At 69.7% G+C, this 26,141-nt stretch carries 33 protein-coding genes and 1 tRNA gene; 9 read left to right on the top strand and 25 right to left on the bottom strand.

The features are described from left to right. Positions 1 to 276: 276 nt before the first annotated feature. Entirely contained in the window at positions 277 to 2,976 is a 2,700-nt protein-coding gene (gene acnA, locus caldi_RS03665; protein ID WP_264843758.1) for an aconitate hydratase AcnA, read from the bottom strand. Between the two features lie 420 nt (positions 2,977 to 3,396). Between acnA and caldi_RS03660 the strand changes: the two genes are divergently transcribed. The 3 genes from caldi_RS03660 to caldi_RS03650 all read left to right on the top strand — a co-directional run bounded on the left by caldi_RS03660 (position 3,397) and on the right by caldi_RS03650 (position 5,640). Next, positions 3,397 to 5,199 (top strand): aldehyde ferredoxin oxidoreductase family protein, encoded by a 1,803-nt coding sequence (locus tag caldi_RS03660; protein WP_264843757.1) that lies wholly within the window; start codon positions 3,397 to 3,399, stop codon positions 5,197 to 5,199. A gap of 1 nt (position 5,200) precedes the next feature. Next, positions 5,201 to 5,485 carry a ubiquitin-like small modifier protein 1 gene (locus tag caldi_RS03655; RefSeq protein ID WP_264843756.1) on the top strand — a complete coding sequence of 95 codons (285 nt, stop codon included), beginning with the start codon at positions 5,201 to 5,203 and terminating at the stop codon, positions 5,483 to 5,485. 61 nt (positions 5,486 to 5,546) lie between these two features. After that, positions 5,547 to 5,640, top strand: a tRNA-Ser gene (locus caldi_RS03650). 145 nt (positions 5,641 to 5,785) lie between these two features. Here the strand turns inward: caldi_RS03650 and caldi_RS03645 are convergent. From caldi_RS03645 to caldi_RS03630, 4 genes are all read right to left on the bottom strand, one after another. Beyond that, on the bottom strand, positions 5,786 to 6,952 hold the full coding sequence (locus tag caldi_RS03645; protein WP_264843755.1) for a tyrosine-type recombinase/integrase: 1,167 nt from the start codon (positions 6,950 to 6,952) through the stop codon (positions 5,786 to 5,788). 40 nt (positions 6,953 to 6,992) lie between these two features. Beyond that, positions 6,993 to 7,136: a hypothetical protein gene (locus caldi_RS03640; protein ID WP_264843754.1), complete on the bottom strand. Its 144-nt coding sequence runs from the start codon at positions 7,134 to 7,136 to the stop codon at positions 6,993 to 6,995. A gap of 72 nt (positions 7,137 to 7,208) precedes the next feature. After that, positions 7,209 to 7,520 (bottom strand): hypothetical protein, encoded by a 312-nt coding sequence (locus caldi_RS03635; protein ID WP_264843753.1) that lies wholly within the window; start codon positions 7,518 to 7,520, stop codon positions 7,209 to 7,211. A gap of 7 nt (positions 7,521 to 7,527) precedes the next feature. Next, entirely contained in the window at positions 7,528 to 7,797 is a 270-nt protein-coding gene (locus caldi_RS03630; RefSeq protein WP_264843752.1) for a hypothetical protein, read from the bottom strand. A gap of 116 nt (positions 7,798 to 7,913) precedes the next feature. Here caldi_RS03630 and caldi_RS03625 point away from each other — a divergent pair, with 116 nt between their 5' ends. Further along, positions 7,914 to 8,081, top strand: coding sequence for a plasmid partition protein ParG (locus caldi_RS03625; RefSeq protein WP_264843751.1), 168 nt, complete (start codon positions 7,914 to 7,916; stop codon positions 8,079 to 8,081). 532 nt (positions 8,082 to 8,613) lie between these two features. Here the strand turns inward: caldi_RS03625 and caldi_RS03620 are convergent. The 9 genes from caldi_RS03620 to caldi_RS03580 form a co-directional block, all read right to left on the bottom strand. Further along, positions 8,614 to 10,641: a tape measure protein gene (locus tag caldi_RS03620; protein ID WP_264843750.1), complete on the bottom strand. Its 2,028-nt coding sequence runs from the start codon at positions 10,639 to 10,641 to the stop codon at positions 8,614 to 8,616. A 4-nt stretch (positions 10,642 to 10,645) separates the two neighbouring features. Further along, positions 10,646 to 11,071, bottom strand: coding sequence for an HK97-gp10 family putative phage morphogenesis protein (locus tag caldi_RS03615; protein ID WP_264842925.1), 426 nt, complete (start codon positions 11,069 to 11,071; stop codon positions 10,646 to 10,648). Then, entirely contained in the window at positions 11,068 to 11,331 is a 264-nt protein-coding gene (locus tag caldi_RS03610) for a hypothetical protein (protein ID WP_264842924.1), read from the bottom strand. Before caldi_RS03610 ends, caldi_RS03615 begins: the two co-directional genes overlap by 4 nt. 57 nt (positions 11,332 to 11,388) lie before the next feature. Then, positions 11,389 to 12,543: a phage major capsid protein gene (locus caldi_RS03605; RefSeq protein WP_264843749.1), complete on the bottom strand. Its 1,155-nt coding sequence runs from the start codon at positions 12,541 to 12,543 to the stop codon at positions 11,389 to 11,391. Positions 12,544 to 12,545: 2 nt separating this feature from the next. Further along, positions 12,546 to 12,770 carry a hypothetical protein gene (locus caldi_RS03600; protein ID WP_264843748.1) on the bottom strand — a complete coding sequence of 75 codons (225 nt, stop codon included), beginning with the start codon at positions 12,768 to 12,770 and terminating at the stop codon, positions 12,546 to 12,548. 177 nt (positions 12,771 to 12,947) lie between these two features. After that, positions 12,948 to 13,187 (bottom strand): hypothetical protein, encoded by a 240-nt coding sequence (locus caldi_RS03595; protein WP_264843747.1) that lies wholly within the window; start codon positions 13,185 to 13,187, stop codon positions 12,948 to 12,950. Then, positions 13,153 to 13,377, bottom strand: coding sequence for a hypothetical protein (locus tag caldi_RS03590; protein ID WP_264843746.1), 225 nt, complete (start codon positions 13,375 to 13,377; stop codon positions 13,153 to 13,155). Before caldi_RS03590 ends, caldi_RS03595 begins: the two co-directional genes overlap by 35 nt. After that, complete coding sequence (locus caldi_RS03585) at positions 13,355 to 13,957, bottom strand: hypothetical protein (protein WP_264843745.1); 603 nt, start codon at positions 13,955 to 13,957, stop codon at positions 13,355 to 13,357. Before caldi_RS03585 ends, caldi_RS03590 begins: the two co-directional genes overlap by 23 nt. Positions 13,958 to 13,963: 6 nt before the next feature. Further along, entirely contained in the window at positions 13,964 to 14,284 is a 321-nt protein-coding gene (locus caldi_RS03580) for a phage terminase small subunit P27 family (protein WP_264843744.1), read from the bottom strand. A gap of 174 nt (positions 14,285 to 14,458) precedes the next feature. On the opposite strand from caldi_RS03580, the gene caldi_RS03575 reads away from it, so the two are divergent. After that, the gene (locus caldi_RS03575) at positions 14,459 to 14,701 is read left to right on the top strand and encodes a hypothetical protein (protein ID WP_264843743.1); all 243 of its coding nucleotides are present in this window, start codon (positions 14,459 to 14,461) and stop codon (positions 14,699 to 14,701) included. Positions 14,702 to 14,741: 40 nt separating this feature from the next. Here caldi_RS03575 and caldi_RS03570 read toward each other — a convergent pair whose 3' ends face one another. The 8 genes from caldi_RS03570 to caldi_RS03540 form a co-directional block, all read right to left on the bottom strand. Beyond that, positions 14,742 to 14,954, bottom strand: a complete 213-nt coding sequence (locus caldi_RS03570) for a hypothetical protein (RefSeq protein WP_264843742.1) — start codon at positions 14,952 to 14,954, stop codon at positions 14,742 to 14,744. A 3-nt stretch (positions 14,955 to 14,957) separates the two neighbouring features. Beyond that, complete coding sequence (locus tag caldi_RS03565) at positions 14,958 to 15,089, bottom strand: hypothetical protein (RefSeq protein ID WP_264843741.1); 132 nt, start codon at positions 15,087 to 15,089, stop codon at positions 14,958 to 14,960. After that, positions 15,086 to 15,457: a hypothetical protein gene (locus tag caldi_RS03560; RefSeq protein WP_264843740.1), complete on the bottom strand. Its 372-nt coding sequence runs from the start codon at positions 15,455 to 15,457 to the stop codon at positions 15,086 to 15,088. The genes caldi_RS03565 and caldi_RS03560 overlap by 4 nt, the downstream gene beginning before the upstream one ends. A gap of 4 nt (positions 15,458 to 15,461) precedes the next feature. Further along, complete coding sequence (locus caldi_RS03555; RefSeq protein WP_264843739.1) at positions 15,462 to 15,791, bottom strand: hypothetical protein; 330 nt, start codon at positions 15,789 to 15,791, stop codon at positions 15,462 to 15,464. Further along, positions 15,788 to 15,991 (bottom strand): hypothetical protein, encoded by a 204-nt coding sequence (locus tag caldi_RS03550; RefSeq protein ID WP_264843738.1) that lies wholly within the window; start codon positions 15,989 to 15,991, stop codon positions 15,788 to 15,790. Before caldi_RS03550 ends, caldi_RS03555 begins: the two co-directional genes overlap by 4 nt. Positions 15,992 to 16,398: 407 nt before the next feature. Next, on the bottom strand, positions 16,399 to 18,555 hold the full coding sequence (locus caldi_RS03545) for a YfjI family protein (RefSeq protein WP_264844722.1): 2,157 nt from the start codon (positions 18,553 to 18,555) through the stop codon (positions 16,399 to 16,401). Continuing rightward, positions 18,552 to 18,857: a CHC2 zinc finger domain-containing protein gene (locus caldi_RS17710; RefSeq protein WP_406568119.1), complete on the bottom strand. Its 306-nt coding sequence runs from the start codon at positions 18,855 to 18,857 to the stop codon at positions 18,552 to 18,554. Before caldi_RS17710 ends, caldi_RS03545 begins: the two co-directional genes overlap by 4 nt. Before the next feature lie 211 nt (positions 18,858 to 19,068). After that, the gene (locus caldi_RS03540) at positions 19,069 to 19,257 is read right to left on the bottom strand and encodes a helix-turn-helix transcriptional regulator (protein ID WP_264843737.1); all 189 of its coding nucleotides are present in this window, start codon (positions 19,255 to 19,257) and stop codon (positions 19,069 to 19,071) included. A 70-nt stretch (positions 19,258 to 19,327) separates the two neighbouring features. Between caldi_RS03540 and caldi_RS03535 the strand changes: the two genes are divergently transcribed. From caldi_RS03535 to caldi_RS03525, 3 genes are all read left to right on the top strand, one after another. Continuing rightward, positions 19,328 to 20,194, top strand: coding sequence for a hypothetical protein (locus caldi_RS03535; protein WP_264843736.1), 867 nt, complete (start codon positions 19,328 to 19,330; stop codon positions 20,192 to 20,194). Positions 20,195 to 20,593: 399 nt separating this feature from the next. Then, complete coding sequence (locus caldi_RS03530; protein WP_264843735.1) at positions 20,594 to 21,244, top strand: metal-dependent transcriptional regulator; 651 nt, start codon at positions 20,594 to 20,596, stop codon at positions 21,242 to 21,244. Between the two features lie 63 nt (positions 21,245 to 21,307). Then, on the top strand, positions 21,308 to 21,532 hold the full coding sequence (locus tag caldi_RS03525; protein ID WP_264843734.1) for a hypothetical protein: 225 nt from the start codon (positions 21,308 to 21,310) through the stop codon (positions 21,530 to 21,532). Positions 21,533 to 21,606: 74 nt separating this feature from the next. Here caldi_RS03525 and caldi_RS03520 read toward each other — a convergent pair whose 3' ends face one another. Further along, positions 21,607 to 22,278: a TrkA C-terminal domain-containing protein gene (locus caldi_RS03520; protein ID WP_264843733.1), complete on the bottom strand. Its 672-nt coding sequence runs from the start codon at positions 22,276 to 22,278 to the stop codon at positions 21,607 to 21,609. A 93-nt stretch (positions 22,279 to 22,371) separates the two neighbouring features. After that, entirely contained in the window at positions 22,372 to 23,400 is a 1,029-nt protein-coding gene (locus caldi_RS03515) for a zinc-binding dehydrogenase (RefSeq protein ID WP_264843732.1), read from the bottom strand. 177 nt (positions 23,401 to 23,577) lie between these two features. On the opposite strand from caldi_RS03515, the gene caldi_RS03510 reads away from it, so the two are divergent. Next, complete coding sequence (locus tag caldi_RS03510) at positions 23,578 to 25,734, top strand: diguanylate cyclase (RefSeq protein WP_264843731.1); 2,157 nt, start codon at positions 23,578 to 23,580, stop codon at positions 25,732 to 25,734. Positions 25,735 to 25,740: 6 nt separating this feature from the next. On the opposite strand, the gene caldi_RS03505 is transcribed toward caldi_RS03510, so the two are convergent. Next, positions 25,741 to 26,082 (bottom strand): hypothetical protein, encoded by a 342-nt coding sequence (locus caldi_RS03505; RefSeq protein ID WP_264843730.1) that lies wholly within the window; start codon positions 26,080 to 26,082, stop codon positions 25,741 to 25,743. Between the last annotated feature and the right edge of the window lie 59 nt (positions 26,083 to 26,141).

The following is a 26,141-nucleotide window of genomic DNA, read 5'->3' as shown; positions in this document are numbered from 1 at the left end:
CGTCTCTGGCTCGACATAACGTCACATTACCGTAGACCCGGTTGCCGATCGCCCGGCGCTCCGGCCCGCTCGACGGGGCTGTAGGGCAAATCGTGACACACAACGCCGGGCTTGTAGCGCACGGACTGCCATACGTACCACTCGGCGGAACGGCAGCCCCCCTGGCGGAACACACCGGCCGCCCGCTCCGGGCCCGGCCCACACGGAGGCAGCGGGGGCCGGCGGCGACGGAGCCAGGACGGGGAGAGGCGGGCCGGAGCCCGCCTCCCCACCGCTTCAGTTGCCCTTGACGATCCGGCGCAGGACCGTCTGGAGGATCCCGCCGTTGCGGTAGTACTCGATCTCCACCACGGAGTCGAGCCGGAGCGTGACCGTGAACCGGACCTCGCCGCCGTCCTCCCGCCGGGCCACGACCTCGACGTCCTGACGGGGCCTGAGCTCACCGGCGATGCCGGCGATGTCGAGCGTCTCCCGGCCGGTCAGGCCCAGGGACTTCCAGCTCTGGCCCTCCTTGAACTGGAGGGGCAGGACACCCATGCCGACCAGGTTGCTCCGGTGGATGCGCTCGAAGCTCTCGGCGATGACCGCCTTCACGCCGAGGAGGTACGTGCCCTTGGCGGCCCAGTCGCGGGAACTGCCGGTGCCGTACTCCTTGCCGGCCAGCACCACGAGCGGGGTGCCCTCCGCCTGGTAGCGCATGGCCGCGTCGTAGATCGACAGGAGCTCGCCGTCCGGCAGGTGGAGGGTCCAGCCGCCCTCCTTGCCGCCGGCCAGGGCGTTCTTCAGCCGGATGTTGCCGAAGGTGCCCCGCATCATGACCTCGTGGTTGCCGCGGCGGGAGCCGTAGGTGTTGAAGTCCGCCCGGTCGACCCCGTGCTCCTGCAGGTAGCGGGCGGTGGGGCTGTCGAGGGGGATGGAGCCCGCCGGGGAGATGTGGTCGGTGGTGATCGAGTCGCCGAGCAGGGCCAGGACCCGGGCACCCCGGATGTCCCGGACGGGCTGCGGCTCGAGCGGCATGTCGTGGAAGTAGGGCGGCTCCTGCAGGTAGGTCGAGGCGGGATCCCAGGCGTAGAGGTCGCCCTCCGGGACCGAGAGGCCGCGCCAGTTCTCGTCGCCCTCGAAGACCTCCGCGTAGCGGCCCCGGAAGAGCTCGGGGCTCAGGCTGCGGGCGATGGTCTCCCGGATCTCCTGCTGGCTCGGCCAGATGTCCTTGAGGTAGACCGGCTTGCCTTCGGACGTGTGGCCGATCGGCTCCGTGGTGAGGTCGATGTCCACCGTCCCGGCCAGCGCGTACGCCACGACCAGCATCGGCGACGCGAGGTAGTTCGCCTTCACGAGCGGGTTGATGCGGCCCTCGAAGTTGCGGTTGCCGCTCAGGACTGCCGCCACGACGAGGTCGTTCTCCCGGACGACCTGGGCGACGTCCTCCGGCAGGTTGCCGCTGTTGCCGATGCAGGTCGTGCAGCCGTACCCCACCACGTGGAAGCGCAGCTGCTCGAGATAGGGCAGGAGGCCGGAGTTCTGCAGGTAGTCCGTGACGACCCGGGAGCCCGGGGCGAGGCTCGTCTTCACCCAGGGCTTCACGCTCAGGCCTGCCTCGACGGCCTTCTTGGCCAGCAGGCCGGCGCCGATCATCACGGAGGGGTTGGACGTGTTCGTGCAGCTCGTGATCGCGGCGATGACCACCGAGCCGTGGGTGAGGTCGACCTTCTCCTGCACGGCCACCGCGCCGTCGCCGGCGGGGCGGGCCGGCGCCTTGCCGAACTGCTCGGTGAGGGCCTGCCGGAAGGACGCCTTCACCTGGACCAGGGGCACCCGGTCCTGCGGCCGCCGCGGCCCGGCGAGGCTCGGCTCGACGGTGCCCATGTCGAGGGTCAGGACGTCCGTGTACTCGGGGTCGGGGGTGCCCGCCGTCCGGAAGAGGCCCTGCTCCTTGCAGTAGCGCTCCACCAGCTGCACCAGCCCCTCGTCCCGGCCGGTGCCGCGCAGGTACTCCAGGGTGGCGTCGTCGACGGGGAAGAAGCCCATGGTCGCGCCGTACTCGGGGGCCATGTTCGCGATCGTCGCGCGGTCGGCAAGGCTGAGGTTCGCCAGGCCGGGGCCGAAGAACTCGACGAACTTCTCGACCACGCCCCGCTTCCGGAGCATCTGGGTCACGGTGAGGACGAGGTCGGTGGCCGTGGCGCCCTCGGGGAGCTCGCCCACCAGCTTCACCCCGATGACCTCCGGGATGAGCATGTAGTAAGGCTGGCCGAGCATCACGGCCTCCGCCTCGATCCCGCCGACGCCCCAGCCGAGGACCCCGAGCCCGTTGACCATCGTCGTGTGCGAGTCCGTGCCGACGACCGTGTCCGGGAAGGCCAGGGTCTCCCCGTCGCGCTCGCGGAGCTGCACCACCCGGGCCAGGTACTCAAGGTTCACCTGGTGGATGATGCCCGTACCCGGCGGGACCACCCGGAAGTTCTCGAACGCCTTCTGCGCCCACTTGAGGAAGGCGTAGCGCTCCCGGTTCCGCTCGTACTCCTTCTCGACGTTGAAGCGGTAGGCCCACTCGGCGCCGAAGGCGTCGACCTGGACCGAGTGGTCGATGACCAGGTCGGCAGGGATGAGCGGGTTGATGCGCTTCGGGTCGGCGCCGAACTTCGCCGTGGCCGCGCGCATGGCGGCGAGGTCGGCCACGAGGGGGACGCCGGTGAAGTCCTGGAGCACGACCCGGGCCGGCATGTAGGGGATCTCGCGGGCAGGCAGCGGACCCGGGCGCCAGGCCGCCACGGCGCGCACGTCGTCTTCCGTGACCAGGTAGCCGTCCAGGTTCCGCAGCAGGTTCTCCAGGAGCACCCGGATGGAGAAGGGTAGCCGGTCGATCCGGGTGAGCCCCGCCGCCTCCAGGCGGTCGAGGCGGTAGATGACCGCCCGGCCCCATCCCGTGTGGAACTCCGCCTTCGCCCCGAAGGGATCCCGGTACTGCACCTTCATCGGCCCCTTCTAGTTATGAGTTGTGAGTTGTGAGTTGTGAGTCGGGAGTCGCGAGTTCCTCTTGACGCCCGACGGGCTGTCGTCGAAGGGTCTGGACTCATTACAGCGCCGCTCGGCGTTTCGGTCCCGCGTAGCGTAACGCTGTTCCGCTCGGCGGTGCTTCCAGGTCGAGCATACTACCGACCGCCCGTCCGACGCAAGGGAGCCTGCGTCGGCGGCATCGTCCACCCGCGCCCCGACCCGGGCGGGCGCCGGATCCGCACGCGGGGGTCGGTCGCGCGCCGGATCGCCGACCGGCTGTGTCGGCTGTACAGAATAGCGCTTCTAGACCATCAGGTCTAATCCTGGCGTGTGATAGGTTATGTTCAGAAGTTCCTGTTGCCGGACCGCGCAGGGCAGCAAGCAGGGAGGTGCTGACCGGTGAACATCGGCGGGTACCACAACAAGGTGGCGTGGGTTGACCTGGACACGGGCACCATCCGGTACGAAGGGATCCGTGAGGAGGACGCCCGCAAGTACATCGGCGGCCGGGGCCTGGGCGTCAAGTACGTCTACGACAACGGCCCCGGGGTCGAACCCCTGTCCCCCCGCAACATCCTCTGTGTCATGACCGGACCGCTGACCGGAACCCCGGTCAACATGTCCGGCCGGCTCGCCGTGGTCACCCGTTCCCCGTTGACCGGCACCGTGACGGACTCCCACATGGGCGGTTACACCGCCGCCAAGCTCCGCTGGGCAGGCTTCGACGGCCTGGTGTTCCGCGGGAAGGCGGCGAGACCCACCTACGTGCTCGTCAAGGACGGGATGGTGTCCCTGCACGCTGCCGGCGACTTCTGGGGCCACGGCGTGTACGAGACCATCGCCGGGCTGCGGGAGCTGTACGGGGACGACGCCTCGGTGATGGCCATCGGCCCGGCCGGCGAGAACGGGGTGCGCTTCGCCGCCATCCTCAACGAGGACAACCGGGCCTCGGGCCGCGGCGGCACCGGCGCCGTCATGGGGTCCAAGAACCTGAAGGCCATCGTGATCGTCGGGGACAAGAACAACGCGCCGAAGCCCGCCGTGGCCGACGGCGTGTTCCGTTCTGCCCGCAAGGACGCCCTCCACGCCATCCTGGAAGGGGCAGTGACCGGCCCGCACAAGGGCGGACTGTCCGTGTACGGCACCAACGTTCTCACGAACGTGCTGAACCAGCTGGGCGCCTTCCCCACCCGCAACGCCCAGAGCACCCACTTCGAGGGCGCCGAGGCCATCAGCGGCGAGGCCGTGAAGGAGCACATCCTCGTGAGCGACCCCACCTGCCACGCCTGCCCGGTGGCCTGCAAGAAGGAGGTCGAGGTCCGGGAGGGCCGGTGGAAGGTCCGGGTGGAGAGCTTCGAGTACGAGAGCGCGTGGGCGCTCGGCGCGCAGGTCGGCAACGCGAACCGGGAAGCCCTGGCCTACATGATCGACCGCTGCAACGACCTGGGCCTCGACACGATCGAGATGGGCAACGCCCTCGCCGTGGCCATGGAGGCGCACCAGAAAGGGCTCCTGGCCGAGAAGGTCGAATGGGGCGACGCCGAGAAGATGGTCGAGCTCATCCAGGCGACCGCCTACCGGCGCGGGCTCGGCGACGCCCTGGCGGAGGGCGCGGCGGGCGCGGCGAAGCGGCTGGGCGACCCGGACATGGCGATGTCGGTGAAAGGTCAGGGCATCCCGGCCTACGATCCCCGCGGCGTCAAGGGCATGGGCGTGTCGTATGCCACCTCCAACCGGGGCGCCTGCCACCTCAGGGGCTACACCGTGGCCGCCGAGGTCCTGGGGATCCCCGAGCCGGTCGACCGCCTGGCGGTGGAGGGGAAGGGGAAGCTGGCGAAGTTCTTCCAGGACCTGTTCGCCTTCACCGACAGCCTCGACATCTGCAAGTTCTCCTCGTTCTCCCTGACCCCGGCCCAGTACGCGGCGCTGTATCACGCCATGACCGGCATCCCGATGACCGCCGAGGACGTGCTGCGCACCGGCGAGCGCATCTACAACCTGGAGCGGTACTACAACAACCTGAACGGCTTCGACGGCAAGGACGACACCCTGCCGAAGCGCCTCCTGAGCGAGCCGGCAACGGGCGCGAGCGCCGGTCAGGTGACGGAGCTGGACGTCATGCTCCGGGAGTACTACGAGGCCAGGGGCTGGGAGAACGGCGTCGTGCCGGAGAAGAAGCTGAGGGAACTGGAGATCGTCTGAGATGGAAGTCCGGCTGTACGCGAGTCTTCGCGACGTCGCGGGCACGCGGGTGGTAACCGTCCCGGCGAAACCGGGTGAGACCGTGGGCGAGGTGCTGGGCCGGGTCTTCGCCCGGCACCCCGCCCTGCGGCCCCTGGTCCTGTCGCCGGACGGCTCCGGCCTCCTCCCCCACGTGCTCGTGTTCCTCAGCGGCCGCTCGATCCGCGAGCTGCAGGGGCTCGACACCCCGGTGGGCGAGGACGACGAGCTCGCGCTCTTCCCACCCGTCGGCGGCGGCCGAGGTTGACACCGGCACCGGCGGCACCTACAATGAAGCGGTGCCGGCGGTCCGCGCCGCCTTGGGGCACGGATGGGTGCCCGAGTGGTTGAAGGGGCACGCCTGGAGAGCGTGTAGCCGGGCCTAAACCTGGCTCGTGGGTTCAAATCCCACCCCATCCGCCAGCAGGCTTCAGGAGCGTGTTTCCGGGTTCAGGTCCACGGTTCCTGTCGGACTGGAACGGCCGGCTTGACTGGAACCCGACTGGAACCGGAACCGCGAAGTAAAAAGCGCCCGATGTGGCAGCACCGGGCGCAGGTGATAGCCATCTTACTTCTCTTCGGCCGTCCGGGCGAAGCCGTCAAGCGCCCGGGCGGCTTCTTCCATCATGCCCTTCGTCACGCTCTGGTATAGCGCCAGGGTAGTCTTGAGGTCCGAATGCCCGAGGATCTTCGCCGCTGCCTTCGGGTTCACGCCCCGTTCCGCAAGCCAGGTTGTGTAACTACCCCGCAGGTCGTGCAGGTGCAGGCGCTCGTCCAGCCCAAGGCTACGGCGGATGTGGATCCAGGCGTAGTCGAGGTCCTTGGGCCGGATGGGACCGCCGTTCCGGTTCGTGAACACGAATCCCTCCAGGTTCACCACCTTCTGGGCCGCCCGGTGCCGCCGCAGCGCCGCCGCCACGTCGGCGGGCATGGGCACGTCCCGAACGGAGGAGCGGGTCTTGAGCGGGACCAGCCGCAACTTGTTGTCGGCGTCGTACTGGAGCTGTTCCCGGACCTGGATCACCCCGGCCTCAAAGTCGATCCGGCGCCACGTCAGCCCCAGGACCTCGCCCCGCCGGAGCCCGGTCCCCATCGCCACGAGGATGGGCAGGTAGTAGCGGGTCTTGCGCGCCTCCTCCAGAACCCGGGGCACGTCCTCCCAGGCCAGCCGGGGGCGGTCCTCCGCCCGGTATCTGGTCCGGGGCGGGCTCGGCACCTGGTCGCATGGATTCCGGGCGAGGAGCCCCTTCTTGACGGCGGCGGTGAAGGCCAGGTGCAGGATGTTGTGCGCCATCTCCGCCATCCGCATCCCCAGGCCCTTGTCGAGCATGGCCTGATAGAGCCGCTCCAGGTCGGTAGCCGTCACCTTCTGCAGCGGCCGGTCCCCGAGCATGGGGGCGATGTGCAGCCGGATCGTGCTCTCGTATGCCCGGTACGTGTTCAGCCGCAGCCCCTGGCCGCCGCTTCCCCCGAAGCGCCGGTGCGCCTCAAGCCACTCCCGCAGGTAAGCTCCCAGGGTGTCCTTCGACGGCGCCGGCAGTTCACCCCGGGCGGCCTTCACCTTCAGCTCTGCGAGCTTGTTTGCCACCTCCTGCCGGGTCTTGCCGTAGACGGTGCGGCGGTCCCGGGTCCCGTCCGGCCGGTATCCGAGCATCACCTGCCCCATCCATCGGCCGTCCTTCCGCTTGACGATGTTGCCCTCGCCGTTGGCCTTCGCGCCCTTCTTCTTCGCCATGTGCATCCTCCCTCCAGGCCCCACGGGCCCGGGACCTCGCCTACCTGAGCCACCGCCACAGCGACCGCCCTACCGCCCTTCCCACCGCCCGGCGCACGATCCGCTTCCCCACGGTGCCCCGCCGGACGGCGTTCACGTCGCCCAGCAGTCGGGCCAGGGCGTACAGGAACCCGCGCAGGCTCATGCCGCCACCCCCTGATGCGAAGCCCCCTGGCCAGCGACCCAGGGGGCGTAAGCAGTGCTGACACCCTTTCGCTCACTTCGCCGCCGTGGCGCCGGCGTCCTCCGCCCCTTGGCCTTGGCCTACATCGTCTCCCTCGGCGACCAAGAGTCCGCCCCCTGGCGCCAGCCACACCTGACGTCCGGATTCAAGCTCCCGCTTCAGTAGCCTGGCACCTTTCATGCACCAGTCCCGCGCCTTCTTTGCGTCGGGGGCGCCGGTCTCCAGGTACGACTTGTGGCACGCCCAGGCTGCCTTCACCAGCACCTGCACGTGCCTATGTTCCAGCTCTACCCACTCCGTGATCATGACCAACCCCCGTTCGTCGAGGCGAACGCCATCGGGCAAGCCCCCCTTACCCCCCACGCACCATGGAGATGTGGTCGAGCCTCGGACGCTTCGCCTGCATCTGCTTGAAGATCGCCTCCATCATCGGGCTGAAGCGCGAGGCGTCCAGGTCCACGTACATGTCCTTGACTCGCCACGCCAGATCATCAAGAACCGCCCTGGCGCCGTCCTGGAAGCCCACCACATAGGCGGCCACCTCGGGGTCCATCCACTCCGAGCCCGCCGCTGCTGCCGCCTTGGCCCTCTGCTCGACCGTCTCGCCGATGTGAGTGCCCACGGACAACACCTCCTGGGCACCAGTCTAGTGATTTGCTAGCTTGCTATCAAGAGGGAACGCAAATTCGGTTGCGATTTAGCTTGCTGACTGGTATGATCTGGCACAGGTGATGCACGTTGGAGAAGCGCAGGGGAATCGTGGTCCGTATCGACGAGGAACTGCACCGGCGCTACAAGGCCCTCTGCGCCGAGGAGGGCATCACGATTCAGGACGACCTGGAGCGGTACATCCTCCGCCGCCTCCACGAGGCCGGCCGCCTGCCGAAGGACGAGCCGCCACGCTAGGGCATTGCCCCTTGCCCCTGCGGCGGCCCTTCTGCGCCCGCTTCGGGCAGGGGCAATGCCTCTGGCCCCCCCGCCACGATCCGGGCCTCAGACGGGCCGGTAGGAATGGAAGCCACGGCAGGATGTGGAAGCAGGTGGTCAAATTGGCCACCTGGCGCGGCGCGGTATTACACGTGGAATAAGGGCCTGTGCTGAACACAGCCCCCCTGTTGCCGATAACAACAGGGACGTCGGGATTACCGACACCATCGGCCGCACGAAGGGGGTGCTCAGTAAGCACCCCCTTGGCATGGATCAACGAGCCGTTCACCCACAGGAGGGCTTAAATTCGGCTTACCCCCCGCGCCGCGACAGCCCCGCTTGCCCCCGCGGCAGTCCTGCCGTTTCCGCGGAGCGTGTCCGCGCGCCTCCCCCGTACCCCCTATATGTGGGCGCGCTCGGGAACCGGTGTCGGGAACCACTTCGCGGAACCGGACGCGAAAAGCCCCCGGCCTTTCGACCGGGGGCTTTCGTGCGTGTCGGCGCCGGCCGCCTACTCCTCCCGAGGGCTCAGCAAGATCCGCACGCCTCTCCGTTGGCCCTCACTCATCAGGGCCGGAATCAGCGCCCGCGCCAGCACGATGCTGTCGATCTTGATCACGATCTCCTGCTGCTGGCCTCGCTCGCCGATGCGGTTCATCTGCCCGGCCAGCCGGTTGCCCTCGAACGTACCCCGCGCCACGGCCTCCTCGATGGCCGCGATGAACCCGCCGCCGGCCGCCCCCGTGAGCGGGAGCACGGCCTCTGGGCCTCGCTCCCCGATCATCGCCAGGGTGGGCGCAGTGACGATGCCGCCTTCGGCCAGGAACGGGATGAAGTCGCGCAGGGAGCGCCACGAAATGCCGAAGTCCAGCTTGGGGATCTGGATTCCCAACGGCCCGACCGCCCACTTGATCTCGAACGTGGGCAGCGGGATGCGCACGCCGGCGATGCCGTCGATCAGGGCCTTGATGAGGTTCTTCCCGGCGTCCAGCCAGGGCTTCACCTGGTCCTTGAGCCAGTTGAGGGCGGCCGTGAAGGCGTTGGTGATGCTTTCCTTCGCCCGGCGCACCGGCTCGGCGATCGTGTCGTGGATCGCGTTCCACAGGCTGGAGGCCGTGGCCTTGATACCGTCCCAGATGCCGCCGAGCCAGGACTTGATGCCGTCCCAAATCTCCTTCGTCTTGGCCGTGATCAGGTCCCAGTTCTTCACGATCATGGCGATCAGGAGCCCGATGGGGCCGGTGAAGATCACCAGCAGCTCGTCCCACCACTTGGCGAAGAAGTCCTTGATCCCCTGCCAGACATTCGATACGGTCGTCCGGATCTTCTCCCACGTGTCGGAGAGCCAGTCATTCAGCCGGCCGGTCACGTCCGTCACCTTGGTGGCGACAGCCGTCCATACGTTCGAGAAGAACTCTGAGATGGTGCCCCAGTTCTTGTAGATCAGGAGCGCCACGCCGGCGACGGCCGTCCCCGCCAGGACCCAGGGCAAGAGCGGCGCATAGGCCGCCCACAGCGCCGGGATGGTCTGGGTGAACAGGGTGACGGCCATCTTCACCAGCCCGGGCACGAGGGCGCCGGCGATGGCGCCGCCCACCAGGGTGATGGTCTCGGGCAGCCAGGCGGGGACGATCTCCGCCAGGGCTCCCCGCAGCCCCTTGGTGCTGATGGTGTCGGCCAGCGCCCCCAGTTGCTCGTTCAGCTTCGTCAGCACCCCACCCAGGTCGAAAGCCTTGATGATCTCGTCGCCCACGGTGCGGAGGATCGAACTCACGTTATCCTTGGCGGTGGACCACTGGCCCAGGAGCGTCTGCGACTGCTGCTGCATGGCGCCGCCGAAAGCCTGGTTCACCCCCTGGAGGATGGCCTGAATCCCCGTGCTGGCGCTGATGGCGCCATTCTGGGCCATCTTCATGGCCTCGGGGATCGACACCCCGATCTTCTGCGCCAGCATCTCCCAGGCCGGGATGCCCAGTTCGGCGATCTGCATCATCTCCTCGGCGGAGACCTTGCCCTTCGCCTGCATCTGGCCCAGGGCCGTCGTCACCCGCTCGATCTCCGCCGCCCCGCCGCCCAGGGCCGCCACGGAATCGCCGATGGCCGTCATCATGGGGATGATGCTCTGAGCGTCGAACCCGAAGGCCAGGAGCTTCCGGCTAGCGTCCATGAGCCCCGGCAGTTCGAAGGGCGTCTTGGCCGCGAAGTCGGAAAGCTGCTTCAGGAAGGACTGTGCCGCCTCTGCGCTCCCCAGCAGGGTGGTGAACGCCATCCGACTCTGCTCCATGTCAGCCGCCATCTTTACGGCTGCAACGCCGACGCCCGCCAGAGCCGCCCCGCCAAGGGCGCCGATCTTCCCGAGCCACCCGGCCAGGGCCGTGGACGGCCCGGCGGCCTTCTCGATGGCGGCCTGCATGGTGCCCATGTGCGACTGGGCGGCCTTGGCGACCCCGGCCACCTGGTCCTGCATCTGCTTCATCGCCGCCGTGAAGGCGTTCGTCTCCGCCACCACGGCCACGGTGAGGCTACCGATGTTCGCCACGATCTCACCCCTTTGCGGCCCGTTCGATGGCCGCCTTCAACTCGTCAGCGATGGCCTGCTTGGCCCGCTCCGCGCCCTCGTCCAGGGCCGGGCGGAGAAACGGATGCGGGGGGACGTGACCGACGACCTTCTTCTCGGCCTTGCGGGCGCCCCGGACGAGGGCGTGGCCGAACTCCACGAAGCGGCCGTAGAAACGGTCCTTGTCCGGCCCCACCCCGACCGTGACCTTGCCCGGGGCTTGCTCAAGCACCTCGGCCACGATGCTCCGCGCCAGATCGCCGGTCTTGCGCGGCGCCCGTCTGCTGGCCTCGGCCCGGATCACCTCGGCGCCCGCCTTGGCCGCCTCGGCCAGCACCTGGCCCTTGAGCTCGTCCGAGAGCCGGTCGAAGGCGCGAATCAGTTCCCTGGCGCCCTTGATCTCGGCCTTCACTGGCCACCCACCACCTGCGCGCGCAGTTCCCTCACCCTGGCGATGTCCGCCTCGAAGTCCCGGACATGCCCCTGCAGTTCGGTAATCAGCGCCTCCATCTTTGCGATAGAGCGCAGGCCCCGCTCTCGCATCCGCTCCAACTCCGTGAGTGCAGCGTCAAGCACGGCCAGCACCTCATCCCGGGGCCAGCCGTTCATCGACACGCCCTCGCCACGGAGAAGGGCCTTGACGGCTGCTTTGCCGCGTTTCGTCAGCGTCATGGCCTTCTACCCCCAATAGCATGGGCGGGGCGCCACGGAGACGCCCCGCCTCTCGAATCACGACACCTTCCCCCGGACGAACGCTTCCTCCAGGGCCGGGCCACCGTCGAACTCGCCGCGGGTCAGGTAGCCGGTCAGGTTCTGATCGGCCCAGAGCTGGCTCAGGACCTGGACGGAGACTGTCGGGCGCTCCGCGGTCCAGTACCAGTACCAGTCGCCGAGGACCACCACGTAGTTCCCTGTGGCGATCGTGTTCGGCGCGTACTCGCTCAGGATCACGGGGAGGCCCAGGAGCCGGTCTGGTTCACCTGCCCGGGTGGACTCCTTCCAGATCGGCTGCCCGGCCGTGTCCTTGATCTGGGCGATGGCCTTCGCCACATCCCGGTGCATCACCCAGCGGGCCCGGGGCCAGTACGTCGCCTTGAGAGCGTACTTCATGGCCACGAGGCCGTCATAGGTGATGGCCCCCGCGCCCACGCTCACGTCTCTGGCGGTGGAGATGCCCTGCGAGGACGCGACGAACACGCCCAAGGGCTTCTGCACCCCGTCGCCAGTGAGATAAGCCCTCTCCAGGGCCATGGCGAGCTTCTCCGCCAGCACGGCCAGCACCACGTCTTCGGCCGCTAGGCTGGTCTGGAGGAGCTTGTTCGAGACCTTGAAGAACGCCGTCAGATCGTGGGGGCGGAGTTCCCGCTTGCCGAACATCACGCTGGTGTCCTCGGCCCCGATGCTGGTTTCGGGGGACCACACCGCATCGTCGCCGACATCGACCGTCGGGACGCCCAGACTGTACTCGTGCTCAAGGGGCCACGTCCGGACAAGGTTCCGTAGCGGGCTGACGCCGGCCATGATCACCTGGGCCTCGGCCAGCATGGTCGGGGGGATCAGGTATCCGCCCCGGGGGAACTCGCCGGCCGCCAGGGCGCGCTGGTCGGACTGGCCGAGCAGCTCGTTCCCCTGGACCAGGTACCGTGCGAAGGCGGCCCTGTACTCCGGCCCCAGGTTCAGGAGCCGCTTCTCCCGGAACTGCACCCGGGGCCGTGGAGCATCGTCTCCTCGGGCGACGGCCCGCAGCCGCTCCGCCTCTGCCATGAGCCCGTCCCATCGCCTCTGCTCGCTCTCGGTGAGGCCTCGCCCTTCCCGTTCGGCCGTTTCGATGATGGCGCGGGCCTGGGCCAGGACCTGTGCCCGCTGTTCCACTGCCGAAAGCACGCTCACACCTCCGTCATGTTCATGAGCCGCAGGCGCCGCGCCTGAAGGCTCGCATGCACCTGCCGCCGTCGCCCGTCGTTCGCCTCAACCCGCCGGACCAGCTCCTCCACCACGAAGCCGAGCGCCCGAATCTGTGCCGCTAGCGCGGCACCGGCCAGGGCGGTCATCCCGCCGTAGCGGTACGCCAACGGATGGGCCGCGAACTCGATGCCCTGCACGTTTCGCATGCTCTACACCCCCTCTCAACGCGAAGCGCCCGGGAAACATGGCAGGGGCGCAGTCCTGCCACGTCTCCCGGGCGCTCCAACGCGCTCCAGGATTTCGGCCCCGGCGTCAGCGCCTCCAACGGCGCTCTCGGCCGGGCACGTCTTTTGGTTCAATGGTACCACGTTCCATTGCCGCCTTCAAGCCCAGCCCCCGCCGGCGGCCCGCCGCTTCGCCTTCCGGCGCAGCTCGCGCTCCCGCCGCTTCAGGGCGTCACGCTCGAGCTTCGCGTGGGCGTCCAGGATCGCCCGCAGCGCCTCCCGCTCCTCGCCGGTCATGGGCCGCCCCTGCTGGGTCACGTGGCCCAGGAGAAGGTGGTACGCCCGCAGAAGCGGCGGTGTGGTGTCAGACCTCAGCGGTCCACTCCGCGGCGTCGTCATCCTCGCCCTCCTCGGCCTCATCACCCGCTTCGGCCGGCGCCGGGGGCCCCTCCGCGCCCTCGTCCGGCAGCGCGGTGCTCCCTCCTGCCGGGGCCACGTGGAAGCGGCGCTTCAACTCGTCGCGCCGGCGGCGCAGCTCGTCCATCTCGGCCTTCAGCTCGGCGGTGTCACTCGCCCAGTTCATCCCCATCGGGAGCATCCTCCCCTTCAGCTTCAACGTCACCGGCGCCGAACGGCGCCTCCCTCCCGGTCACCTTCCGGTACAGCTCCTTGCGGCGCCGCCACTTCTCGCACCACCAATCGGGATCCGTCCGGTGTTTGCAGCGGTACTCCCGGGCCGCCCAATTCACCTCGGTGTTTCGGATGAACTCCGCGAGGTCGGCTTCGGTCGCAAAGCCCAGCCGCACCAGGGCCATGTCGTCGTCCTCCCGCACGGTCCAGGTGTACGTCCGGCGGCCAGTCGGGTCGGTGGCCTCCGCCTCGCCGATGACCTCCCGGGCGTCTGGGTGGTCGTAGTGCCAGAAGGCCCACGGGCGCTGCCCCGGGTGGTCCTCCAGCCATTCTGCCATGATCGCCTCACGGTGCCGGAGCCACGCCGACCGCCGGTGCCACGGGGACTTGAAGGCCGAACGCTCGTGCGGGCCAGCGTTCGGGTTGAAGGCCCTGGCGTCGGAAGCGCTGGGGCCAAGCGTCAGTTCCCACCACTGGGCGTCGGTGAGAGCGTCGTCCGAAACCCGGCGTCCCCGCCGGCGCCGCTTGACCGCACACACCGCACCTCACCTCCCCGGCGGCCGGCCAACGGGGCCGGGCGGCTCGATGTCGAGGCCGAGGGCCTTCCAGTACCGCAACAGCGCCATGCGGGCGTCGTGCTCGATCTTCGCCGCCGGGTGCGCCCGGACCATGCCCGTCGCCTCGTTGCGGATCACCAGCCCCTCCGCCGCGAGGATCTCCTGCGCCTGCCGCATGCGGTCGAATGCCTCCAGCGCCTGCTGCAGCACCATCAGGCCGGCCGTGTCGTCGACCTCGAACTCCTTGACCACCCGATTCCACCACTTTTTGGCTTCTGCGCTCAGGTGCGCCGGTGCCTTAGCTGCCATTTTTCACCACCCGTTTCAATTATGCCTGACCGGGTTTCGCACGAAGAAAGCCGCCCGCCCGGTCTCTGGCTGACATGTACCAGAAATTTACACCCCCCTACCCCTTCTCAGGAAGGAGCAGGAAACACCTCGCCGAAGTCCCCCTCCAATACCGCTTGGGGAGGAATCGTACACGTGGAAAACCCGGTACCCGAGTCGTACGAGGAACTGTTCAAGAGAATCGCTGAAGGCCCGTATCATCACGGCATCAACGCACGCACGTTTGAGCATCAACTGCAGGTCAAGGTCGCGTACGACCAGATGACCGCCGCAGAAAAGCAGTCGAAAGCGATGATACGGGCGACATGGGTGTTGGCAGTCGTGGGCGTCATCCAGCTCATCGTCACGGCCTTGAGCATCATAGGGCGTTGCGATTGACACTAGCACCAAGCGACCACGGGGCGTGCTTCACGCCTCCCTACGCCGCATCCGTCCCGCCCTTGCCATGCTGCTTCATCCGCTGTGCCACGGCCGGCACGGTTCCCCAGTACACCGGGTCCGCGTGCTCGGGGTGCAACCGCAGGTACTCCCGCTTGGTCATGCCGTAACTCAGCCTGATGTGGGCCTTCGTGAGCACGTCCACCGCCTGGCCGCACTCCCCGCACCGCAGCGTTGACCGCAGCGGCCCCATGGCTCAGGCCCTCCTCTCCAGCCGTCGCCGCACCCAGCGGACCGCCGTCGTGACCGCCCACGCCCAGCCCGCCAGGCTTTGCAGCACCGCTGCGGCCAGGGCGGCCGCCAGCAGGGCTTCGAGGATGTCGTTCACGCCGCACCGCCCCCTTTCCGCCGCCGCTGCCAGGCGTCCATCTTCTGCTGCTGCGGGCTCTTCCCGCGGCCTCGCCTGCCTCCTCCCTTGCGCCTCGTCCCCACTTCTGCCCGGCTCACCGGCTCGGCCGCACGCGCCGCCTTCCGGGGCAACCAGGGTATCAGGGCATGGAGCGGGTCCGCCGGCGGGTCCGGCGGGTCGGGCCGCAGCGAGCCCACGGCCATGAGTTCCGTCACGTCGTCTCCCACCTCGCCTTCCGCCCCGAGCCACTCGCCGTGGCCCTGCGGGCAGGCCCACCACCCCGGAGCCCGCCGCCGGAGCGGGCCGCCGCAGGTCGGGCAGTAGGGTGACTTCATCGGTGCCGCCATGGCTTCACTCGCCCGGCAGCCGCAGGCCGTCCCGGCTCACGAGGCCAACCCCGGCGCACGCCTTGCAGGCCCAGCCGTTCGGCGCCTTGCCTGAGCCGCCGCAGGCGTCGCACTGCCTCACCTCGCCCCGCGCCTTCGCCTCATCCAGGAGCCGGAACCGCCAGGCCAGCACCTCGTTTCGGAGGCCGTACGCGGAGTTCATCAGGATGTGCTCCCCGCCTCGCTCCAGCTCCTCGCAGGCCAGGTCGATGAACATGGCGGCGCCCTCCAGGCGTTGGGCCCGGGTGTATAGCGGCACCTCATCGGGTCGGGCGTTCAGCCGGCGGGGGCTCATGCGGCGCCGCCTCCCTTGGGAACCGGCCGGGCCACGATCTCCCCGTCACGGCTCCGGCACCGGGGGCACTGGCCGCGGCGCTCCTGCGCCCTGGCACGCAGAGTGTTGGCACGGCGCTCCGCGTAGCGCGGGTCAGACACCAGTTCGAGCCGCACGACGTAGCCGCAGCCGTGGCAGATTCTGGCGACCTCCATGAGCACGGGTCACGCCTCCTTTCCGGCGGCCCATTCGCGGACCACCTGCGCGTTCCACCAGCAGTTCCACACCCGGCCGCACCGGCCGCAGATGTAAGTCGCCTTCAGGACCCCCGTTACCTTCCGAAACCCTCACGGGGAAGGCGGCCGGAAATCGGCGGCAGGTCGGGCAAAGGTCGGGTAAGAGTCGGTGCAGCCGCCTTTGCCGGATGAGCCCAGTCACGTCGGCCACGCTCCTTTCATGCAGTCGGGTGGGTGAAATGGCGACAATGGCGACGGGTGCGTCTAATGGGCATGGCTCTAAGGCTGGGACCGTCGCCATGCCGTGGCGACAGGTGGCGACACTGGCGACCGTTCACGGTGCGCGGTGTCGCCACCTGTCGCCATGCGTCGCCATTACGCGGCGACACCTGCTAAGCCGCCCCAGGAGCGGTGCTCCGGTCCCGCGTCGCCATGTCGCCACGTTCTCCACCATGCACGGGCAACCCCACGAGGACGATGTTGCCGCGCTCATCCGTCCGCACGGTGAGCACGCCAGCTTCGGCCATGCTCCACAGGAGGGCGTCTCGCTCGTACGTGTCGCGGACGTGCCGGTGCAGGTGCGCGTAGCGGTGCAGGTCCCGCGGCGTGAGAGACCCGTGCCGTTCCAGCGCGCGGACGATGATCTTCTCAAGCCGCTCCTGCCGGGTCTCTGCTACGTCGGCCTGCAGCACCCGCTCAGCAACCTGCCGGTGATAATCCGCCTGGGCAACGGCGGCGCGCATGGCGGCCGCGCCAATCACGCCGGCCCGTCCGTTCCCGGCCGCGGCGTCGAACACCGCGAACACCAGGGCCAACTTCAGGGCGGCCTCCTGGGCGCGCGCCCAGAACGGGATGAGCTTGGCGCGCCCATCCTGGTGCAGCCCGTGCAGGGCGTCCTCTACGCCGTTGAACCAGGTCTCGTACAAGTTCCTGGCCTCTGCGTCGATACCCCACTCGCCGCGCAGGCGCTCGGGCATCTCAAACACGCGCCGGTAGAGCTGGCGGAAACCGTCCAGGGCGTCTGGCTCCAGCCGCTTCGGGAAGGCGGCCCGGCGCCCGTCGATCCGCTCAACTTTCGCGTAGAGGAACCGGGGCAGGAAGCCGCCTTCCACGTCCCCGGCCTCTACGGCGTCCGTGAACCACTCGGGCGTACTCGCTCCCGAGATGGAAAGGAACCCTACGTCGATCACCACGCGGGGCGACTCGTCGCCCTGTCCGACCCGCCCGTAGTCCACCCGGGCGCAGTCGTACATGGCGGTCAGGTTCTCCTTAACGCCCGCCGCGTACTTACGCTTCAGGCTGTTGAGGAACGCCGCAATCTCGGGGAAGGACACCATGGCGTAGGGCGTTCGGGTGGTCCCGTCCGGGGCCTCCTCGGCGTTGAGCCCCATAAGGCGGATCAGCCGCTCCCAGGTTACGTCGGATGGGTACAGCAGGCGGCGCTCCGCGGGGCGGTCGGGAACCTCCACATCGTCGCTGTGACGGGCCTGCCGCTTCGCCTCGCGCCATGCGGCTTCGGCCTCGCGATAGCGCCGGTCAAACTCCTGCTGGATCGGCCGGACGGTCGCGCTCTCCGCGAGGTCCAGCGCCGTAGACTTCGCGGCGATGGTGGACGGCCCGAGAATCGCGGTCCACAGGGACGGGTAGAGGGGCCGGGAGCCGTGTTGCACCCACGCCCTAGTCCCGATGGCGGCGCTCAGGAATGGCAGCAGGGCCGTAACCAAGAACGGTGTAGGACTGGCGGCCACGGGCCGGACAATCCGCACATAGTCCTGCAGCCAGTCGGGCAGCCGATCCAGGGGATACGGTACGTCCTGGCGCTCGACCGGGCCGTGCTCGATGGCGGGGGGTGGATCAGGGGGTGCGACGGGAGCCGCCTCCTCCACCTCGTGGGCCTGTGCCACGGCCTCCGGGAGTGAGTAACGTTCTCCTTCAGCCAGTTCCGACAGGACCCGAAGGAACCGCTCCCGGTCGCGCCCCACAGCAAGCCACACGTCCCCCCAGTCCTTGACGGGGTGCCCGCCCACCTCAGCCGGGGGCCGGACCACATACAGGGTCCCGTTCCAGCCCAGCCGGTTCAAGCGGTCGCGCACCAGCCGGACGAATTCCTCACCGGCCTGGTCCCGGTCTTGGGTGACATACAGCTCGCGCAACCCCTCGACGTGCGCGAGCTCCAGCAGGTCCGCCCGGTCTTTCCCAGGCAGGGCGTAGGCGGGCTCACCGACGAGGGACAGGACTAAGCCATCGGTTTCGCCTTCGGCCAGCCACACGCGGCCCCGTGCCAGGGCCTGCTTCCGGTGCCACAGCCCCCAGGGGGCCTGCGGGCGGTCCTCGTCCGCCCACACGAACCGCGGACCGTCGCCAGGTTCAAGGCGCAGGCGGACGTGTGTCCGTCCGGCGGAGCCGTCCAGCAACTGCGTACGGAACCCAACCGCGGACCGACCTCGATACGTGATGTCGATGACGCCGTTCCGGCGCAGGTGTTCGACGGGAATTCCCTTCGCCTCGGCGTAGGCGGCCAGGGTGAATCCCGCCCCGGGCGCCTTCATCGCCACGTCCCCCACATCCTTGGGGGGCCGGAGCGGCGCCGAGGCGGCGGGTTCATGGGGACGCCCGCGATGTCGGCCACCAGTCGGACGGCCTCACCGAAGGGGATTCCCCTTAGCCGGGCGGCGAGGTCGAACACGGAGCCGGAGCCGCAGCCGCTCCAGCACCGCCATGAGCCCGTCGTTCGGTTGGCAGAGAAACTGGGTGAGTGGTCGTCGTGGAACGGGCACCGGCCTGAAAGCCACGGCCCACGGCCACGAAGGGTGACGCCCAGGGCCGCGAAGATGGGGAGCCAGTCTTTCACCTGTCCCCGCACGCGCTCACTCGGGGGCGGGTGGACACTATACCGATGGTGTGCTAGTATTGTCAACGAAAGTGGCCTCCTTTCGCCTCCTGCGCCACGGCCCCGCCGTCGCCCCGTAAGACCGGGCTCCTCCCCCGGCCGAGCGGCTCCGGCGGGCGCTCTTCTTCTAACCCACTGTCCCGCGTGGGCGCGGCGAGAACCGGGGCTCCGATCAGGCGGCCCCGGTCTTGTTCGCGGCGATGAACGCTTCGAGATCCCGGATATCGATGCGGGCCGCGCGGCCAATTCGGACGACCGGCAGCTTGCCGCTGGCAATCAGCCGGTACATGGTCGCGACAGACAGCCCCGTGATTCGGGCTCCCTCTGGCACGCGCACCAATCGCCGTTCCGTGGCCTGCACTCTCTGCCACCCCCTGGTTTTGTCCTGGCCTCTACGCTATCATGAGGGGGGACAGAGGGGGGACGCGGCAGTGTACACGGAGCGCCTCTTCACGCTGTACGGGGCGATAGGCTACGTCCCGACGCCCTGGGAAGAAGTCGCATTCGAGGACGGCATCATCCGACTGGTGCGCCCGCGGTACTTGCGGCCGGAGGAACTATGGAACCCAGCCGATAGGGAACCGGGCTTCTGGCGCGCAGTTCGCAGCATGGCCTTCCGGTTCCGGGACGGGGACCAGGGCGCCGTCAGGGAGTTCTACCAGCGATACGGGGCCTTCGGCTTCCCGGCGGACAGGTCAGAGAGAACCGAGCGATGGGATACGGTCGCAACCGCCCTTGACTGGTTCCGGGTCTTGACCCTCATCATCGAATGGGTGAAACAGCAGAAGGCGGGGCCGCTGTGGGACCTCTTCCGGTCTGCGCCACGCCGAACGGACCAAGAACCGGCTTCTGTCACCCTATTCCCCGGCCCATCGGCGGGGGTTTACCACGTGCCCGGTATCTACTTCGTCCCCTGGCCCTTCGTGCGGCGCCGGCAGGTTTACTGGTTCCACCCCTCCACGGATGATGAACTATACATCGCAGCATGGCGGGCGGCCGTCGATGCCGTGCGTGGGTACATGCAAAAGGTCGTCATCGTCCCTCGCACGCAGGATGGTCGCGCCGGGTCTCCGGCCGTAACCTTTTCCTTCATCGCCAAGGGCGCCCTCCAGGCGGCCTTCCTGCAGTGGTTCTTCCAGGAAATGGCCCCGGTGAACGTCACCAAATGCGAAGCAGAAGGATGCCCTAACCCCGTCCTGCCGCCCCGGGAGCGATTCTGCTCCGAGACCTGCCGCCAGCGCGAGAAGAAGCGCCGGCAGCGAGCGCGAGCTCGGGCCGGCGGAGAGGAGACAGCCTGACTGGAACGGCGACTGGAACCGGACGATAGAACCTGCGATTTTCAGCGAGGAAACATATGGAAAACCGCATGGTAGAGCGGTCTGGAGAGGACGTGATATACTAAATCCTGGTGCGTCGCCCGCCTGGAGAGCGTGTAGCCGGGCCTAAACCTGGCTCGTGGGTTCAAATCCCACCCCATCCGCCAGGCATGCCGATCCGGGCGACGGTACGGGTATCCCCCGTACCGTCGCCCGCTTTGGGGCTCAGGGCGGCCGCCGCTCCCGGCGTTGCCCCGCCCGCGGGGCTCGCCCCGAGGCCCGTTGACAGCCCGCCGGGCCGGTCGCGATACTGGTAGCGGGCTTTAAATGCGTCTAAAAGGCGCTGATGAACCTGCTTGCCGGAGCGAGGTGGTGCCTGTGGTGAGTCGGGCCATGGAGGACTACATCGCGGCCATCTGGCGGCTCACGCTGCACGGGGGCACCGCCTCCACCGGCGCGGTGGCACGGCGCCTGGGGGTGAGCCCGGCCTCCACGTCCTACATGTTTCGCAAGCTGGCCGAGGCCGGGCTGGTCGACCACAAGGAGTACGCCGGCGCCACGCTGACGCCGGCCGGAGAGCGGGCGGCGGCCGGGTACATCCGCCGCCACCGGCTCACCGAGCGGTTTCTCGTCGACATCCTGGGCATCCCGTGGGATCAGGTGGACGCCATCACCGACCAGATGGAGCACGCCCTGCCGGACGTGGTGGTGGACCGGATCGACGACGTCCTGGGCCACCCCCGCACCTGTCCGCACGGATACCCGATCCCGGACCGGTCGGGCAACGTGGACGAGATCGCGGTGAGGCCGCTGACCGAACTGCGTCCGGGTGAGACCGCGGTCGTGGCCCGGGTGGCCGAGCACGACCCGCAGCTCCTCGCCCACCTCGGCGACCTCGGGCTCTTCCCGCGCACCGAGGTGCAGGTCCTGGCCCGGGACCGGGTGGGCGACACGTACCGGATCCGGGTGGGCAACCGCGAGCACGTCGTCGGCCGGGCCGTCGCGGCCGCCGTCTACGTCGCCGACGCGTAGGCGCCTCCTGCCGCGGACAGCCTAGGAACGGGTGCGACGTCGCATGGGCAGGGGGCGACGACCGTGCTGGAGCCCAAGGACCCGGAGCGGCAGGACTCGCCGCGGCGTCCGCTGCGACCGATCGGGGCCGCCACGCCCGCACCGGGCACGTTCGAGCAGGCCGCCCGTCCGCCGGAGAAACCGGGCGGCGGGTTCCACGTGGGTGGCCTGGAGACGTTCCCGACAGCGCCGAACGTCACCCACGGGGCCAAGCAGCCCCGCCCCGGCGACCGGGCGAACCGCGGCTGAAGGGACATGCCCGGGGGCCGGCCTCGGTTCGGAGGCCGGCCCCCGGGCTTCTCTGCCTGCGGACGATCCCACCGTCACGGCACCGGGGCGCCGTCCGTGCTGACCGCCCCCGGCGGCGGCTCCGGCAGGGCGAGCGCCTTTTCCAGCCGTTCCCGGGCGGTCTCCGGTCCCACGATGAGCAGGAGGTCGCCTGCCGCGAACGTGAAGTCGGGCGAGGGCGAGTAGTACTCCTCGGTCCCCCGGACGACGGCGATCACGGTCGCCCCCGAGATGTTGCGCAGGCGCGACTCCCCGAGCGTGCGGCCGGCGAGCCACGACCCGGCCGGGATGGTGACCTCCTCGACGCGGCGCGCCGCGGCCAGCGCCCGCCCGGCGAGTGCGGCCAGCCGGGTGCAGGCGTCCTCCAGCTTCTCGTCGATCTCCCGCCGCTGGGCCAGGAGATCGGCCACCTGCTCCTGGAGCTCGACGATGGCGCTGCGGGTCCTGAGGCTCTCGAGGTACTCGACCGCCGCCTGCCGCGACACGATCCGGATGCCGCTCCCCGGGACCGCGCGGACGACCCCCCGGTCGTGGAGGATGGCGATGGCCCGCCGCACCGTCTCCGGGGACACCTTGTAGGTACCGGCCAGGTGCGACCGGCCCAGCACGCGCTCGCCCTCCCGGTACTCGTAGTCCACGATCCGGCGGGCCAGGTCCACGGCGATTTCCTCGTAACGGGGCGGAACGGGCCGTTCTCTCTTGGACATCGGCGGCTGCTCCCTCGGCTCCCGCTTCCTGATCCATCCTGATCCACCGTGTATCCTACCCCATGGGCTGCGGGCAGGCAAGGGAGCCCGGCTTCACGGGCGGAGCACCAGCTTGCCGAACTGCTCCCGGGCCTCCACCGTCCGGTGGGCGGCCGCGGCTTCCTCGAGGGGATGGACGGCGTGGATGACCGGCCGCAGCGCCCCACGGGAGGCGAGCTCGAGGACGGTGCGCAGCTCGCCCCGGCTGCCGCCATACGAGCCGATGAGGCTCAGTTCCTTCGCGAAGAGGGTCCAGATGTTCACCCGCCCGTCCGGGCCGGTGAGCGACCCGCAGGTGACGAGCCGCCCGCCCCGTGCCAGTGCCGCGACGGACTGGTCCCAGGTGGCCTGCCCCACGTGCTCGAAGACGACGTCGACCCCGCGCTTGCCGGTCAGGCGCCGCACCTCCTGGGCGATGTCCTGCTGCCGGTGGTCGATGACCGCCTCGGCACCCAGCTCGCGCGCCCTCGCGAGCTTCTCGGGGCTCCCGGCCGTGGCGATCACCCGGGCACCGGCGAGGCGGGCGATCTGGATCGCGGCGCTGCCCACCCCGCTGCCGGCGGCCAGGACCAGCACCGTCTCGCCGGGGGAGAGGCGCGCCCGCGTGATGAGCATGTGGTAGGCGGTCAGGGCGCTGAGGCCCAGCGCGGCCCCATCCTCGAAGCTCAGGTTCGAGGGCAGGGGTACCACGCTCCGGGCCGGCACGCGCACGTACTCGGCGTACCCGCCCTGGCTCATCAGGCCGAGGATGTCCCCGCGCAGGCAGAGGCTCTCCTGCCCCCGCAGGCAGTACTCGCAGGTGCCGCAGAAGAGGTACGGGGCCACGGCCACCCGGTCCCCCACCTGAACCCCGCTGACGCCCGCGCCCAGGGCGACGACCTCCCCGGCCACCTCCGACCCCGGTATGTGGGGCAGCGCCGGCTTGCCGGGGGTCTCCCCCCGCCGCAGGATGACGTCGAGCCAGTTGACCCCGCACGCCCCCACCCGGACGACCGCCTCGCCCGGACCGGGCTCGGGATCGGGCATCTCCGCCAGGCGCAGCACCTCCGGACCTCCGTGAGCATCGAACACGACCGCACGCATCCCGGCCCCTCCTCCGCCGATGGTGCTTCCCCGTCTCGTCCACAGGATTCGCCGCCCGTCCCCCTGGCCCTTCTTCCGCCCCCGCCGCGCAGATCCCGGCCGGACAGGCCCGCCGCCTGGGGTTGGCAGGAATCGAGTGCCATACTGTGGAAATGCAATGGATGGTGAAACCAGCCGATGGTGCGGTCGGGTTGGGAACGGATCGGGCTGGAGAGGGGCCAGCAGTCGTGGGCCCCGGGGGAGCGGCGGCTGGCCGGCCTGCTCGGGCTCGTCTCCGCCGTCGCGGCGGCCGGGCTGGCGGCGTCGAGCTCGGCGGGAGCCCGCGCGCCCCTGGCCGTCGTGCTGCTCGTCGCCGTCGCCGTGGCGACGGTGGGCCTGCTCGAACTGCCCGACCGGCGATCCCGCCCCGTCTTCACCCACCTGCTGAGCGCCTCGATGGCGGTGTCCGCGGCCACGGCCACGGAACTCGCCGGCCACAACGACCTCATCCTGGCGATGAGCTATGCCTCGCTGACCTGGTACCTGGCCTTCACCTACGGGACCCGGGTGGGGGCCCTGGGCGCCGGCGCGGGCACCGCGCACGCGCTCGCGGGCTTCGTGCTCTACCCCGGGCGGCATCTCTTCCCCGGGCTGGTCGCCATCGTGGTGCTGTGGACGATCTTCGGGGCAGCCACCCGGGCGGTCAACCTCCACCTCCAGAACGAGCATCAGAGGCAGTACCTGCGGGCCGTCGTTGCCTCTACCGCCATCCTCTGCGGCCTCGACCTGACCGAGACGCTGGAGATCACCGCCACCCAGGTCATCGAGTCGACCGGGGCGGACGTGTGCGTGATCTTCCTCCTCGACCCCCAGGTCCAGGTGTTGCGGCCCCGGGTCATCCGGTTCGCTCCCCACGCTCACGATCCCCAGGAGCTGGAAGCGTGGCAGCGGATCACCGTGAAGGTCGGAGAAGGCCTGACGGGCTGGGTGGCGAAGCACCGCCAGCCCATCCTCTCCGGCGACGCCGAGCGCGACCCCCGGGCGGCGCACCTGCCCGGCACCCCGGTGGACGACGAGTCCGTCTGCATCGTGCCGATGACCGCCGGCGACAGGCTCCTGGGCGTGATCCGGGCGAGCCGCCGCGGGCTCAACCAGTTCGACGTCCAGGACCTCCAGCTCCTCCAGGTGCTGGCCGGGCACGCCGCCATCGCCATCGACCACGCCCGCCTGTACGACGAGGCCCGCAGCCTGTCCGTCACCGACCCGCTCACCGGGGCGTACAACCGCCGCTACCTGGACGCCGTGCCCCACCTGGCCCCGCAGCCCGGGCACGACCCGCCGGAGCAGATCGGTGTCCTGATGGTCGACCTCTACGACTTCAAGCGCGTGAACGACACGTGGGGGCACCCGGCGGGCGACACCCTCCTGCGGGAGACGGCGGACCTCCTGCGGCGCAGCGTCCGTTCCGGGGACACGGTGATCCGTTACGGCGGCGACGAGTTCGTCGTCCTCATGCCGGGGGCGGGCCGGGCGGAGGCCGAGGCGGTCAAGCGCCGGGTCGAGGAGGCCGTGGCCCAGTTCAACCGCTCCCGCAAGCCGGGCGAGCCGCCGCTTCTTCTGAACATCGGGGTGGACTCGGCCCCCCCGTCCGAGCTCCAGACCATCCTCACCCGGGCGGACGCCGAGATGTACGATTCGAAGCGCCGGTCGGATCGGCGCCGCCTCTGGAGCCTCCTCGAGGCGCCGGCGCACCGTTGGGAGCGGCAGGCCTTCGAGGCGGCGGCCGCCCTGGCGGAGTTCTTCGAGCGGGTCGACCCGGGCGCGCGCAGCCGCGGGGAGCGCCGTCGCCGGTTCGCCGTGGCGACGGCGCGGGAGCTCGGTCTGCCCCCGGAAGAGATCAGCGCGGTGGGCGTCGCGGCCCTCCTCGTGGAGGTGGGCAAGCTGCCCGTGCCCCCCGCGATCTTGCACCGCCCGGGGCCCCTCGAGCCGCACGAGTGGGCGGAGGTGCGGCGTTACCCCGAGTACGGCGCCAACCTGGCCGCTGCCTTTGGGCCCCTGGCGCCCGTCGCCCCCCTGCTCCGCCACCACCGGGAGCGCTGGGACGGGGCCACCAGCGGGCGATTCCCGGGGTACCCGGACGGACTGCAAGGGGCTCAGATCCCGCGGGGGGCGCGGATCCTGGCCGTGGTGACCGCCTACGAGGCCATGACATCCCAGCGCCCCTACGCGCCGGCCCTCTCCGCGGACGAGGCCGCCGATGAGGTGCGGCGCTGCGCCGGTAGCCAGTTCGACCCCGTCATCGCCGCAGCCTTCCTGCGGATCGTCACGGGGCGCGGCACCCGGACCCAGCTGTAGCCGGGCCTAGCGCAGGAGCGCCCGCAAGACCTCGTACACGAGCACGAACGCGACGCCGAACCCGCTGATCTGCGCCAGCATGCCGACCGCGGTCGTGCGGAGGACCCACCCGGTGATCTGCCAGCCGGCGTTCTTGGGCGGCTTGTGGCTCCCCTTGCGCGGCCGGGCGAAGGGCGGCCGGGGCACCAGGCGGGCGACGTAGCGGTTCAGGACGACGATGTAGGCCAGGGCCAGCGCCAGGAAGACCCAGTTCATCCCGGGCAGGAAGAAATAGAGCACGGCCACGAGCGCGCCGAACGCACCCGCTCCCAGGGCGTGCGCGCGTACCAGGGGCCACAGGTCCTCCATGCACGGTCTCCTCTCGATCCCTCAGGATTCCCCCTGATGGTTCGAGTCCGACCCGCCCT

Origin of the sequence: Caldinitratiruptor microaerophilus (assembly GCF_025999835.1) — a bacterium.
Classification (GTDB): domain Bacteria; phylum Bacillota; class Sulfobacillia; order Symbiobacteriales; family ZC4RG38; genus Caldinitratiruptor; species Caldinitratiruptor microaerophilus.
This window is presented reverse-complemented; position numbering and strand designations above follow the sequence as displayed.